General features: G+C 69.1%; 8 protein-coding genes. 5 read left to right on the forward strand and 3 right to left on the reverse strand.

From position 1 onward, the window contains the following. The first annotated feature begins 64 nt into the window (after window positions 1–64). The 3 genes from QRN07_RS10725 to QRN07_RS10735 are packed head-to-tail and all read left to right on the forward strand — an operon-like array spanning window position 65 to window position 5,163. Window positions 65–1,177, forward strand: coding sequence for an AAA family ATPase (locus QRN07_RS10725; protein WP_050686247.1), 1,113 nt, complete (start codon window positions 65–67; stop codon window positions 1,175–1,177). Window positions 1,178–1,189: 12 nt separating this feature from the next. Then, window positions 1,190–2,638, forward strand: a complete 1,449-nt coding sequence (locus QRN07_RS10730; protein WP_285241009.1) for a DUF58 domain-containing protein — start codon at window positions 1,190–1,192, stop codon at window positions 2,636–2,638. Next, window positions 2,635–5,163 (forward strand): transglutaminase TgpA family protein, encoded by a 2,529-nt coding sequence (locus tag QRN07_RS10735; protein ID WP_285241010.1) that lies wholly within the window; start codon window positions 2,635–2,637, stop codon window positions 5,161–5,163. Before QRN07_RS10730 ends, QRN07_RS10735 begins: the two co-directional genes overlap by 4 nt. A 29-nt stretch (window positions 5,164–5,192) precedes the next feature. Here the strand turns inward: QRN07_RS10735 and QRN07_RS10740 are convergent, their stop codons facing one another. Together QRN07_RS10740 and rsmI are read right to left on the reverse strand one after the other, a co-directional pair. After that, window positions 5,193–6,692 (reverse strand): NAD-dependent succinate-semialdehyde dehydrogenase, encoded by a 1,500-nt coding sequence (locus QRN07_RS10740; RefSeq protein WP_050686242.1) that lies wholly within the window; start codon window positions 6,690–6,692, stop codon window positions 5,193–5,195. Between the two features lie 194 nt (window positions 6,693–6,886). Then, window positions 6,887–7,762 carry a 16S rRNA (cytidine(1402)-2'-O)-methyltransferase gene (gene rsmI, locus QRN07_RS10745; RefSeq protein ID WP_050686239.1) on the reverse strand — a complete coding sequence of 292 codons (876 nt, stop codon included), beginning with the start codon at window positions 7,760–7,762 and terminating at the stop codon, window positions 6,887–6,889. A 46-nt stretch (window positions 7,763–7,808) separates the two neighbouring features. Here rsmI and QRN07_RS10750 point away from each other — a divergent pair, with 46 nt between their 5' ends. Then, window positions 7,809–9,506: a dolichyl-phosphate-mannose--protein mannosyltransferase gene (locus QRN07_RS10750; RefSeq protein ID WP_285241011.1), complete on the forward strand. Its 1,698-nt coding sequence runs from the start codon at window positions 7,809–7,811 to the stop codon at window positions 9,504–9,506. Between the two features lie 67 nt (window positions 9,507–9,573). After that, window positions 9,574–11,403: an AMP-dependent synthetase/ligase gene (locus QRN07_RS10755; RefSeq protein ID WP_285241012.1), complete on the forward strand. Its 1,830-nt coding sequence runs from the start codon at window positions 9,574–9,576 to the stop codon at window positions 11,401–11,403. On the opposite strand, the gene QRN07_RS10760 is transcribed toward QRN07_RS10755, so the two are convergent. Continuing rightward, window positions 11,394–12,557, reverse strand: a complete 1,164-nt coding sequence (locus tag QRN07_RS10760) for a TIGR01906 family membrane protein (protein WP_285241013.1) — start codon at window positions 12,555–12,557, stop codon at window positions 11,394–11,396. The genes QRN07_RS10755 and QRN07_RS10760 overlap by 10 nt on opposite strands. Window positions 12,558–12,669 lie beyond the last annotated feature (112 nt).

Raw genomic sequence — 12,669 nt, forward strand, 5'->3', positions numbered from 1 at the left:
CACCGACGGGCGAAGGCAGGCTTGCTGTCCCGTCCGGGCGAACCCCTGGGCTGAAAGGTTGCCGATGGAATCCCACCGACGCACTGCCGATGGAACCGCTGCGAACCGCAATCCGGCGGGCCTGGCGGGCTCTGTCAGCGCCCTGAACGGGCACCGGCCTGCGGCGCTGGACGACGCGGCGTTCCACGCTGCCGCGCAGCGCATCCTCACGACGGTCAATACAGTGATCGACGGCAAATCGGACGCCGCCCGGCTTGCCCTGACGGTGCTGCTGGCCCAGGGCCACCTGCTGGTCGAGGATGTCCCCGGAGTGGGGAAGACCCTCCTGGCCAAAACGCTGGCCAGGAGCATCGACTGCAGCGTCAACCGGATCCAGTTCACCCCGGACCTGCTGCCCTCTGACGTCACCGGTGTCTCCATCTACAACCAGTCATCCCGGTTGTTTGAGTTCCGGCCCGGGGCAGTCTTCGCCAACATCGTGATCGGCGACGAAATCAACAGGGCCTCCGCCAAGACCCAGTCGGCGCTCCTGGAATGCATGGAGGAGCACCAGGTCACCGTGGACGGGCACTCCTACAAGCTCGACGAGCCCTTTATGGTGGTGGCCACGCAGAATCCCATCGAGATGGAGGGCACCTACCCTCTTCCCGAGGCCCAGCGTGACCGCTTTATGGCCCGGATCTCCATGGGCTATCCGGACATGGACGCGGAAATCCAGATGCTGGAAACCCATCAGTCCGCCTCTCCCCTGGCCAAGGTCACGCCGGTGGTCACCACCGCCGAGGTCGCCGCCATGATTACCACCGTGCAGGACGTCTACGTGTCCCAGGCCGTCAAGGAGTACACCGTGTCCGTGGGCCGGGCCACCCGGGAAAGCCCGCTGCTCCGGCTGGGCGCCAGCCCCCGGTCCATGCTGCAGCTGCTCCGGGCGGCGAAGGCCACGGCAGCGCTTGACGGGCGCGGCTTTGTCCTCCCGGACGATGTGCTGCAGGTGGCGGAAGCTGTGCTGGCCCACCGTATCCTCTTGGACAGGAAGGCTGCCGGTGCCGGCGAAACGGCGCATACCGTGCTGCAGGGCATCCTGCAGCGGCTCCCTGTCACGCATGCTTCCGCGGGACAGCCCGGGACGCGGCCGGCCCGGAGTGCCCCAGCCTCCGGCCTGGGCAGGAACCGCTAGGCGGCGGCTCAGATGGCGCTGCTGGACCGGTTTCCCCGACATCTCCTGACCCCCCGGGGCTGGGGCATGCTGGCAGCGGGCGGGGTGGCCCTTGGAGCGGCCTTCGTTATGGGCCGCCGGGACCTGCTGACCCTGGGCATCCTGTTGCTGGTCCTGCCTTTTATCTCGCTGGCAGGGATCCGGCTGGTCAAGCCCAGGTTCCAGGTCTACCGCGAGTTTCATCCGTCCCCTGTGGAAACCTCTGCGCCCGCCACCGTCCGGCTGGCGGTGGCGCGGAAGGATCCCGGCAGCGGCCGGGCCACCATGGAGGAACGGCTGCCTTCCCGGTTCGGTGAGTCCCCCATGTTCCGGTTCCCCGCCCGGTCAGCTGCCGGCGGCACCAGCCGGTACGAATACCACCTCCGCTCGGCCCAACGCGGCCAGTTCCGGATAGGTCCGGTCATGGCCGAGTTCTCGGACCCCTTCGGCCTGTCCACGCACCGGCAGGCCATTGACGACGGCGACATCCTCACGGTCACGCCGGCCGCCGTGGTGCTGCCCCTGACAGGACTGGCCGGGGCGCGCGGTAACGACGGCATCACGGCCACCCGGATCCGGGCCAACCCCAGCGACGATGACGTTATGACCCGCGAATACCGGCACGGCGACCCCATGCGCAGGGTCCATTGGGCTGCCACGGCCCGGCACGGGGCGTTGATGGTGCGACAGGAGGAATCGGTCACGACACCGGAGGCCACCTTGATCCTCGACCACCGGTTCGGCGCTTTCGCCGGCAGTACCGGGCCGTCCCCCGCAGCTAAGCAGGCCCGGCAGCAGGCCAGGGGCGGGCAGTCTATGCCTACCAGCGACACCTTCGAGTGGGCGGTGGTGGCGGCGATGTCCATCGCCGCGCACCTCACCGAACGCAACTATGTGCTGCGCCTGCTGGACCCCAGGGGCGAGCCGGCGTTCCTGCACTCACCGTCCGCGCCGGATCCCGTTGCCGAGGAGTTCACCGGCAGCGCCGGTCTGCAGTCGATCGCCGAAAGCCTCGCCGCCATCGCCCTGTCCGGCTCCGGCCACGCCCGTGATGGCTCTTTGTGGGACTTCGCGAACCGCACTGACCCCCGGGGCGGCCAGGACGCAGGTCCGGCCCCGTTTGATGACCAGTTGATGGACAAGCTTTCCGCCCACCGGATGCGCGGGCCGCTGATCGCCGTGCTGGGCCGGATCTCCGCAGAGGAAGCCCTTGCCCTTGCTCCGGCCGCCGGATACGGCACCAACGCGTTCGCCCTGGTGGTGGCCGAGAAGCCTGGCGACCAGGCAGACGTTCTCGAGGTCCTCCGCCAGGGTGGCTGGCGTGCTGTAGCTGTGGCCCCCGCCGTCCCGGTTGCTTCGGCGTGGGCAGGCTTCGACGGGGACGACGCCGTTGCCGCCACCCCTGCGGCTGAGGTCCGGCGCGGGGCGGGGGTGGCCAGATGACGCTGGCGCCACCGCGGACCCCGGGACAGGGCCAGCAGCAGGACAACGGGGCGGGCGCCGCACCCCGCCGCGCCCGGGTGGGCCTTTTTCCGTGGGCCATGGCAGCAGCCGTTGCGCTGGCTGTCTGCGGCGCCGCGCTGTCCCTTAACGGTGTGCTCCGTGGCTGGAACTGGTATCTTCCCGTCCTGACCACGGTCCTCGTGGTCAGCTTCACGCTGGCAGCGCTCCGCGGGCTGCGCGCCCAGCCGTTGCTGGTGACGTTCGGCGGGTTCCTGGCCCTCGGCGGCATCCTGACGCTCACGTTCTTCCGCAGTTCCAGCATCCTCGGTGTCATTCCCGGCGGCGCCACCTTCGGCGAACTCGACCGGCTGATCAGGCGCGCCAGCGAAACAGTGCTGTCGGAAACGGCGCCGGTGGCGCCCAATGCGGGCATTGTGATGGTTGTGTGCGCCGTCCTGGGCCTCACGGTGATCCTGGTGGATGCCCTCGCGGTGCCGCTGGGCATGCCTGCAGCCACGGGCGCTGCCCTGCTGGCGCTGCTGGTGGTCCCTGCCATGATCAAGCCGCAAAGCGTTGGTTTCTGGGGGTTTGTTGCCACCGTGGCCGGGTACCTGCTGATTTTGGGTTGCAGCCAGTGGTTTGCACCCGGATTTGGAACGCAGACAGAAGCCGCCGGCAGCACGGGACATCTGCGCCGTGCTGCCCTCACCGGCTCGGTGGCGCTGGTGGCTGCCCTGCTGGTTCCGGCCGCCATTCCCGGTTTCAACCAGGGTACGTTCCCGCAGGGCTCAAGGCTCAACCCGTGGGGCACCTCCACCGGCCTGAACCCCATGATTACGCTGGGCAACAGCCTGCGGACCCCTGACGGCACCGGACGCATCACCTATGCCACCAACGCCACGTCCCCGCTGTATCTCCGCACGGTCACCGTGGAAAATTTTGACGGCGATTCCTGGGGCCCGGATGACCGGAATGAGTCCCGGATACGGCTGGCCGGCCCGATTGATCCCGGCTACCAGGTCCTGGCCGATGCGCAGCAACGCCAGGTGACAGCCATCGACACCGGCTCACTCAGCAGCAACTACCTGCCGGCGCCTTATGCCCCCGAGACGGTGCGGGGCCTGAACGGCCAGTGGACGTGGGACCCGGCAACGCTCAGCATCAAGGGCACCGACACCACATCCCGGCGTCAGGACTACATCGTCACCTCGTCCGCTCCTGCCCTGACCCCGGCGCTCCTGGCCCGGTCCACGGGTCCCGCGCAGGACATTTCCGACACCTTCACCAGAGTTCCGGGGAATGTCCCCGCCAGTGTCCGCAGCACCGCCGAGACCGTGGCCGGCGCTGCCGGAACGCAGTACCAAAAGGCGATGGCCATCCAGAAATATTTGCGGTCCGCGGATTTCACTTATTCCCTCCAGTCCCCTGTTCAGGGCGGCTACGACGGCAACGGGCTCTCGGTGCTGGCGGACTTCCTGGAGCAGAAGAGCGGATACTGCGTCCACTACGCCTCCGCCATGGCGGTGATGGCCCGGCTCCAGGGCATCCCCAGCCGTATCGCCGTGGGCTACGCGCCCGGCCGGCTGACCGGTGAAACGGTGCCCGTGGCAGGGCAGGGCCCGCTGTCCGAATACGAGGTGGATGGCCGCGACGCGCACGCCTGGCCCGAGCTGTACTTCCAGGGCCTGGGCTGGGTCCCGTTTGAGCCCACCCCGTCCCGGGGCGTCGTTCCCACCTACGCCACCGAGGCGTCGGCGCCGGGGACGGCCGATTCGCTGGACAACAACGATGACCTCCTGCCCGAACCGGGCCAGGTCCCTTCCCCGGCCCCCAGCGTTTCCGCGGCTCCGGTCCCGCAGGACAACGGAACGGCCGACGCCGGTCCCCGCCTGCTGCCTTGGCTGCTGGGCGCCGGTGGTGTCCTGGCCGGCTGCCTGCTGCTGGCCTCGCCGTTCCTGCTGCGGACCGGAATCCGGGCCCGCCGGCTCCGGCCCCGCAACGCAACTGCCGCTGCTCCCCTGGCCTGGGCCGAGCTGGCGGACCTTGGCACGGACTACGGCCTGCCGCCCGGGCCCAGTGAGACCCCGCGTGCGTACTCCGCACGGCTCCGCCGTTCCCTGCTGGGCGAACCGGACGGGATGGACCGCGCGGCGCACCTGGCTGCTGCCGCTCTGACCACCGGTTACGAGCGGAACCAGTACGGCCCGCCGGAGGCTGCAGGTTTGGGCCCGGCCAATCAGGAGGCCACAAATCCAGAGGCTGCCAATCCGGAGCCTGCCAATCCGCATCCTGCCGGGCCGGCGAACCCGGCCAGCCCACGGGACCACATCGACGCGCTCCAGGCGGCCCTCCGGGCCAACGCCGGCGGTCCGCGCCGTTTCATCGCCACCTGGGTCCCGCCGTCGGTGATGCGGCGGCTCGGATTCCTCACCGGCGCACCCTTCAGGGCCGTGGGCCGGGGTGTCCGGGGAACAGCACAGGCCGCCGCACGCTCCTGGCGGGGAGCACGCGGCGGCCTGCGGTAGCCCGGCAAGACTTTGCCGGGCTACCCGGGTTAGCCGGCGTAGGGGTCTGCGATGCCGATGTACTGCGTGTAGAGGTACTCCTCGATGCCTTCGAGGCCGCCTTCGCGGCCAAGGCCGGACTGCTTGACGCCGCCGAAGGGTGCCGCTGCGTTGGAAATAACGCCGGCGTTCAGGCCCAGCATGCCGGTTTCAAGCCGTTCACCCATCCGGATGCCGCGGTTGAGGTCCTTGGTGAAGACGTAGGCCACCAGCCCGTATTCGGTGTTGTTGGCCAGCCGGACAGCATCATCCTCGGTGCTGAAAGTGATGATCGGTGCGACGGGTCCGAAGATTTCCTCGGCCAGGATCCGGGTACCTTCGGTGACGCCGGACAGGATGGTGGGCTGGTAGAAGTAGCCGGGGCCCTCCACCGGGCTGCCGCCCAGGACTGCGGTGGCGCCGGCGGCGACGGCGTCCGAGACCAGCTCGTGGACTTTGTCGCGGCTCTTGGCGTCGATCAGCGGGCCAACCTTCGATTCGGGTTCGGTGCCCCGGGCCGTGGTCATGTCCTTCATCTTGGCGGCGAACTTTTCCGCGAATTCCGCGGCGACGGATTCGTGGACAATGAAGCGGTTGGCGGCCGTGCAGGCCTCACCCATGTTCCGCAGCTTGGCCAGCATGGCCCCTGCTACGGCAGCGTCGATGTCGGCGTCTTCGAAGACCAGGAACGGGGCGTTGCCGCCGAGCTCCATGGAGGTCCGCAGGACAGTTTCGGAGGCATCGGACAGCAGCCGGCGGCCCACCTCTGTAGAACCGGTGAAGGACAGCTTCCGCAGGCGGGAGTCCTTGATCAGCGGACCGGTGGTGGCCCCGGCGGTGGAGGTGGGGATGACGTTCAGGACGCCGGCCGGCAGCCCGGCTTCCATCATGACGGCGGCGAACAGCTGGGAAGTCAGCGGGGTGAGGTTCGCCGACTTCAGGACCATGGTGCAGCCGGCGGCCACGGCCGGGGCGATCTTGCGGGTGGCCATGGCCAGCGGGAAGTTCCAAGGCGTGATCAGCAGGCAGGGGCCCACCGGCTTTTTGGTGACCAGCAGCCGGGACTTGCCGTCCGGGGAAACGGAGTAGCGGCCAAAGGCGCGCACTGCCTCTTCGGAGAACCAGCGCAGGAACTCGGCGCCGTAGGTGACCTCACCGCGGGCTTCGGCCAGCGGCTTGCCCATTTCCAGGGTCATCAGCAGGGCGAAGTCTTCTGCGCGTTCGGTCACCAGGTCGAAGGCCCGGCGCAGAATCTCGCCGCGTTCGCGCGGCGGGACCTTGGCCCACGATTCCTGTGCCGCGGCGGCAGCGTCCAGGGCGGCGGCACCGTCTTCGGCGCCGGCGTCGGCGAGGCTCAGCAGCACCTTCCCCGTTGCCGGATCCTCGACGTCGAACGTTTTGCCCGAAGCGGCGGCACGCCACTCGCCGTTGATCAGCAGGCCGGTGGGAACCGAGGCCAGAAGGCTGCTTTCGCGCTCGGCGGTTACGGCCGGCAGTGCAGTGACAGTCACGATGACTCCCTCGTCAGTAGGGTTGTTGCAACCCACGGGCGCGGCCGGAAGTGACCGGGCTCATTGGGCTGATTAACAGTCACCCTACTGCCGCGGTTTCGTCCCGGTCTACGCCTGCACGCACTGCCAAATGCCGATCCGGCTGTGCACCTGCACAACCGGCCGGCCGCGCCGCAGCGGCAGGGGGACCGGGCTCAGCGGGCGGCCAGGACTGCCGAATAAAGTTCCCGCTTGCTGACCCTGACGTCTTCGGCGACTGCCGCCACGGCCTCCTTGAGCCGGATACCCTGGGCCATCAGCTCGTTGACGGCGGCAACATGATCCTCCGGTGTTCCGGCTGCCTGCTCCGGGGCACCGCCGAGCACCACAGCGATCTCGCCGCGGACCTCATTGCCCTCCGCCCACAGCAGGAGCTCGCCCAGCGTTCCCCGGATGACTTCCTCGTAGGTTTTGGTCAGTTCACGGCAGACGGCGATGGGCCGGTCGGGGCCGAACCGTTCGCGAAGGGCCCGGAGCATAACCTCCAGCCGGTGCGGGGCCTCGAAGAACACCATGGTGCGGCGTTCCGCGGCGAGGTCCGCCAGCCGGGACGCCCGTTCGCCGGCCTTCCGGGGCAGGAAACCCTCGAAGCAGAACCTGTCGGTGGGCAGGCCGGACAAGGCCAGCGCGGTCAGCACTGCGGAGGGTCCCGGCGCGGCGGTGACCGTGAGTCCGGCGGCAACCGCTCCCGCAACCAGGCGGAAGCCCGGATCGGACACGGCGGGCATGCCGGCGTCGGTAACCATCAACAGGGTGCTTCCCGCCCGGACCTGGTCCAGCAGTTCCCCGGTTTTGGCCGCCTCATTATGCTCGTGGTAGCTGATGACGCGGCCGGTCACGGTAACGCCAAGGCCCTGGACCAGCCGGTGCAGGCGGCGGGTGTCTTCGGCAGCCACGATGTCAGCCGTGCCCAGGAGCTCCACCAACCGGGCCGAGGCATCACCGGTGTTTCCGATCGGGGTGGCCGCAAGCACGATGCGTCCCACGGTTGGCGTGCCGGAATCCGGGCGGGTGCTGGGGTTAGGTTCCACGCCCCAAGCCTACTGCCGCGCCGGACTGCCAGCTGCAAAAGGTAGCATGGGGCCCGTGACGCAGACCTCCACCCGGCCGGCAGGAGCCGGCGACGCCGCACCGGCCGCCTCTCCCGGACACCAAGCCCGCCGGCCGTGGGTGGCCCGGCCCGCCGCGGCGTTCACAGCCGAAGCGCTGCAGGCCCGGCTGCTGGGCAGCGCCGGCAGGTGGCGCGACTATCCGCTGTCTCTGCGGCTGTGGTTTGTCCTGGTCCCGGCCCTCACCACCGTGGTGGCCGGGGCGCTCCGCTTTGTCCGTCTTGGCGAGCCGCACAAGCTGGTTTTCGACGAGACCTATTACGTCAAGGACGCCTACTCCTACCTGGTGAGCGGCTATGAGCGCAGCTGGCCGGACAAGGCCAACGATTCGTTCAACGCCGGCAACCCGGCCATCCTGCTGGACACCCCCGAATACGTGGTCCACCCGCCGGTGGGCAAATGGATGATCGCTGCCGGCATGTGGCTTTTCGGGCCCGAAAATCCGTTCGGGTGGCGGTTTGCGGCCGCCCTGACAGGCACCCTCTCGGTGCTGCTGATTTCCCTGGTCGCCCTCAAGCTGTTCCGGTCCCTGCCGCTGGCAGGCGCGGCAGGGCTGCTCCTGGCCGTTGACGGCCACCACCTGGTGATGTCCCGGACATCGCTGCTGGACATCTTCTTGATGTTTTGGGTCCTGGCGGCCTTCGGTGCCCTGCTGATGGACCGTGACGATGGCCGGCGCCGGCTCGCTGCCCGGCTGGGCACGGCGGCGACGGCGCAGGGTGGACTGCCTGCGTCGGCCGTGCTGCTGTCCGGACCCTGGCTGGGGATCCGCTGGTGGCGCATCGCAGCCGGTGTCTGCCTGGGCCTGGCCGTGGGCACCAAATGGTCCGGGCTGTTTTTCCTGGCCGGGTTCGGTCTGCTGACGGTCCTGTGGGACCTCAGCGCCCGTCGGGTGGCGGGCATCCGCGGCTGGATCAGCGCCGGAATCATCAAGGACGGCCTGCCGGCGTTCCTCAGCATGGTGCCCGTGGCCGGCGCTGTCTACACCGCCACGTGGGCCGGCTGGTTCGCCTCCCGGGACGCCTACTTCCGTAACTGGGCCCAGGCAAACCCGTCCACGGAATGGGGCTGGCTGCCGGGCCCCCTCCGGTCCCTGGCCCACTACCATCTTGAGGCGTACAAGTTCCATCAGGGGCTGGGCTCGGAACACCCGTATGAGGCAAGCGCCTGGAGCTGGCTGGTGATGGGCCGGCCCACATCGTTCTTCTACGAATCCCCGCCGCAGGGCACCGGGGCGTGCGATGTGGCCAAGTGCACCTCAGCCATCCTCTCCGTTGGCAATCCGCTGATCTGGTGGACGGCCGCGGCCTCCCTGGTGGTGCTCCTTTTCTGGTGGGCCGGGCGGCGGGACTGGCGCGCCGGCGCGGTGCTGGCAGGCATGGCCGCGGGGTACCTGCCGTGGTTCATGTACCCCGAGCGGACCATGTTCTACTTCTATGCGGTCTCCTTCGAGCCGTTTCTGGTCCTGGCCCTGGTCTACTGCCTGGGACTGGTCCTGGGCAGGCCCGCCGACCCGCCGTGGCGCCGCCGTTCAGGGCTGTATGTGGTGGTGGTATTCCTTGCGGCTGCGGTGTTGCTTTCCGCCTTCTTCTACCCGGTGTGGGCGGCGGAGACCATCCCCTACGACGCGTGGAAGGTCCGCATGTGGATGCCGTCCTGGATCTAGGGCAGGATGGCAGGAACGACCCATCGGCGCCCCTGCCGGGGCGGTGGCAGCGGAACGGAGGCCGGCTGTGAGGGAAGCAAGCACAGCTCTGCTGGTTGAGCTTGACGCCGGCAGCAACGTCACGGACCTGCTGCTGGAGCGGCATGCGGCCAACCCGGCGCACGCGCTGTACCGCCGGAAGGGCCCCAACGGCTGGGTGGACGTGCCGGCCCGGGCGTTCCTCCAGGAAGTCCGGGCGCTGGCCAAGGGCCTGGTGGCCGGCGGCCTGGAGACCGGCGATGCCGTGGCGGTGATGTCCGCCACCTCCTATGAGTGGACAGTTGTTGACTTCGCCATCTGGTTCGCCGGCGGCGTGACCGTCCCCATCTATGAAACCTCCGCACCGGGCCAGGTCGAGTGGATCCTCGAGGACGCCGGAGTCCGCCGTGTGTTCGCCGGCACCAGCGCCCTGGCGGACCTGGTGGGCGGGGTCCTGGCCGGTTCGGACCGGCTGCGGGACCGCCTGGTGGGGGTGGTCCGGATGGATTACGACGGCGATGCCCCCAACCTGGCCAGCCTCGCCGCTGCGGGGGCGGGCGTGGCCGACACTGAGCTGGAGCGGCACCGCACCAGGGCGGGCCTGGCCGACCTGGCGTCGCTGGTCTACACGTCGGGGACCACGGGCAAGCCAAAGGGCTGTGAGATTACGCACGGTAACTTCGCCCTGGTGGCCAGGAACATTGTGGCGTTCCTCCCCGAGGTGCTGCTGCAGGACCAGGCACGGACCCTGATGTTCCTTCCGCTGGCCCATGTCCTGGCCCGTGCCGTGCAGGTGGTGTGCCTCAGTGCCGGCGCCACCCTGGGCCACACGCCGGGAGCTGCCCAACTTTTGGCGGACCTGGAAACCTTCCGCCCCACCTTCCTGCTGGTGGTCCCCCGCATCTTCGAAAAGGTCCGGGCCGGCGCCACCCACAAAGCTGCCGTGGGTGGCAAGGCCCGCCTGTTTGGTGCCGCGGCAGCCACCGCGATCGACTATTCCCGCGAACTGGACAGGCAGGGCCGGGGCCAAGGGACCGGGCCGGGCCTGCTGTGCCGCGCCAGGCACCGGCTCTTCGACAGGCTGGTGTACCCGAAGCTCCGCGCCGCCCTGGGTGGGCAGGTGGCCTTTACGGTCTCCGGCGCCAGCGCCCTGGCCCCCGACGATGCCCACTTTTTCCGCGGCGCCGGAATTCCGGTCCTTGAGGGGTACGGGCTGACCGAAACCACGGCGCCCTGCACCGCGAACACGCCCGGCATGACGCGGGTGGGCACGGTGGGCATCCCCATCCCAGGGACCACCATCCGGGTGGCGGCGGACGGCGAGATCCTGGTCAAGGGCATTGGCGTTTTCCGGGGCTACCACGCCAACCCGCAGGCCAATGCGGACGCCTTTGTGGACGGCTTTTTCCGGACCGGCGACCTGGGCGGGCTGGACGACGACGGATTCCTGACCATCACGGGCCGCAAGAAGGACCTCCTGGTCACGGCCGGTGGTAAAAACGTGGCCCCCGGTCCCCTGGAGGAAAAGGTGCGCGCGCATCCGCTGGTAGCCCATGCGGTGGTGGTGGGCGACGGAAAGCCTTTTGTGGCGGCCCTGGTGACGCTTGACCCCGAAGGGCTGGCCAATTGGTGCTCGGAGCGAGGGCTGCCGCCGTTGACTGTGGCCCGGGCCTGCACGGACCCGGCCATCCGGGCGGCAGTGCAGGAGGCGGTGGACCAGGCAAACCACCTGGTGTCCACGGCCGAGTCCATCCGCTCGTTCGCGCTCCTGGACGCCGATTTCACCGTCGAATCGGGCCACCTGACGCCGTCCCTGAAACTGAAGCGGGCCGCCGTCGTCAGTGGTTTCGCGGCTGAGGTGGCGCGGCTTTACGCCTGATTGGCAGTGGCCGCTGACTCGTTGGGTGCCAGGCCGCGGCGCCGGCGGGTGGGCCACGTCAAGACAAGGGTCACGACTGCTGCCACCAGGACCAACGCACCGATCACAATGCCGGCGTCGATCCAGAACTGCCCCGGGAAGAGGCGGATCAGGGTGTCGTCCAGGCTGAACGTCCAGGTGCCGGCCGCGAAGAAGATCCGGTGGAACTCGGTGAAGAACTGCTGCCAGCCCAGTGCGGCCAGCGTGCCCAGCCCCAGGATCAGGGCCAGCGTGGCGAGGGAACCGGCGAAAAGCGCGCGCCGGACACCGCCGTGGCTGCGTTTACGCAGGTAGAGGATGGCGATCAGGGCCAGCACCAGCAGCAGCACGCCCGCGCCGAACGTGGACAGGATCACCACCTTGACGTCGGCCATGTGGCTGACTTCGCCGTCCTTGAACAATTTGTCGCCGCTGCGGTGCATCAGGTCACCCAGGTAGCGGGGGCCGGACCAGTTGCTCAGGTAGTCCACGGCGTAGGAACCGTAGGTCATCCTGTCGTCGGTGCTGAACCCGTACCCGTCGCCCGGGAAGCCGGGCCGGTTGTACTCCACCCAGAGGAACAGCGGGCTGGTGACGGCGCGGACAGCGAGGATCAGGAGCGTCAGGGGGTAGAACACGGCCAGCAGCACCTGCATCACGCGCGGCAGGACCGGCTTCGCGTTGGCGGCACTTTCGCGCTGGGCGTTGCGGCGTTCCACTTCCTCGTCCGGCGGCCGGACCTGGAGTGCCGAGGTGGGCAGGGGTTCCTTGAACACCGGAGAGGTGCCGCGCGCCGACGGATCAGCGCCGGAGGGCTCGACGGCGGCAGCAGCGGCTTTCCGGCCGGCCCTGCTGTCCGGCTGGCTGGGTGTGACGGGTGTGGCGCCGACGGCGGTTGCAGCCGCTGTTCCCGCAGCCGCGGTACCGGTTGTGGTCTGACCTGGCTTGGCTGCAGCCGAAGGGCCCGCGGCCGGAGTGCCCGTGGCCGGAGTGCCCGTGGCCGGCTTCTTGTTGCCGGTGGGTTCGGCCGGGGAAAGCCAGGAGAACGCGGGCTCGTCGGTGTCGCCTGAGGTGTCCAGGTGGGGTTCCTGCTGAGGATCGGCGCTTTTGGCGCGGGCCGGTGTTTCGTCTTTCACAGCAGCGTCTCTTCCGTCGGTTTCCGCGCCGCGCTGGGGTCCGCTGGCGCCTGTTTCTGCACCCGAGCCTACCGTCCGCCCTGTTGGCAGGGCGAGAAACCACCCCGCACGG

Origin of the sequence: Pseudarthrobacter sp. MEB009 (assembly GCF_030208875.1) — a bacterium.
GTDB lineage: Bacteria > Actinomycetota > Actinomycetes > Actinomycetales > Micrococcaceae > Arthrobacter.

Bases quoted from the DNA above. Each gene is read 5' to 3' on its own strand.
- QRN07_RS10735 (WP_285241010.1), top strand. From the start codon at position 2,635: ATGACGCTGGCGCCACCGCGGACCCCGGGACAGGGCCAGCAGCAGGAC.
- QRN07_RS10750 (WP_285241011.1), top strand. From the start codon at position 7,809: ATGGGGCCCGTGACGCAGACCTCCACCCGGCCGGCAGGAGCCGGCGAC.
- QRN07_RS10725 (WP_050686247.1), top strand. From the start codon at position 65: ATGGAATCCCACCGACGCACTGCCGATGGAACCGCTGCGAACCGCAAT.
- QRN07_RS10730 (WP_285241009.1), top strand. From the start codon at position 1,190: ATGGCGCTGCTGGACCGGTTTCCCCGACATCTCCTGACCCCCCGGGGC.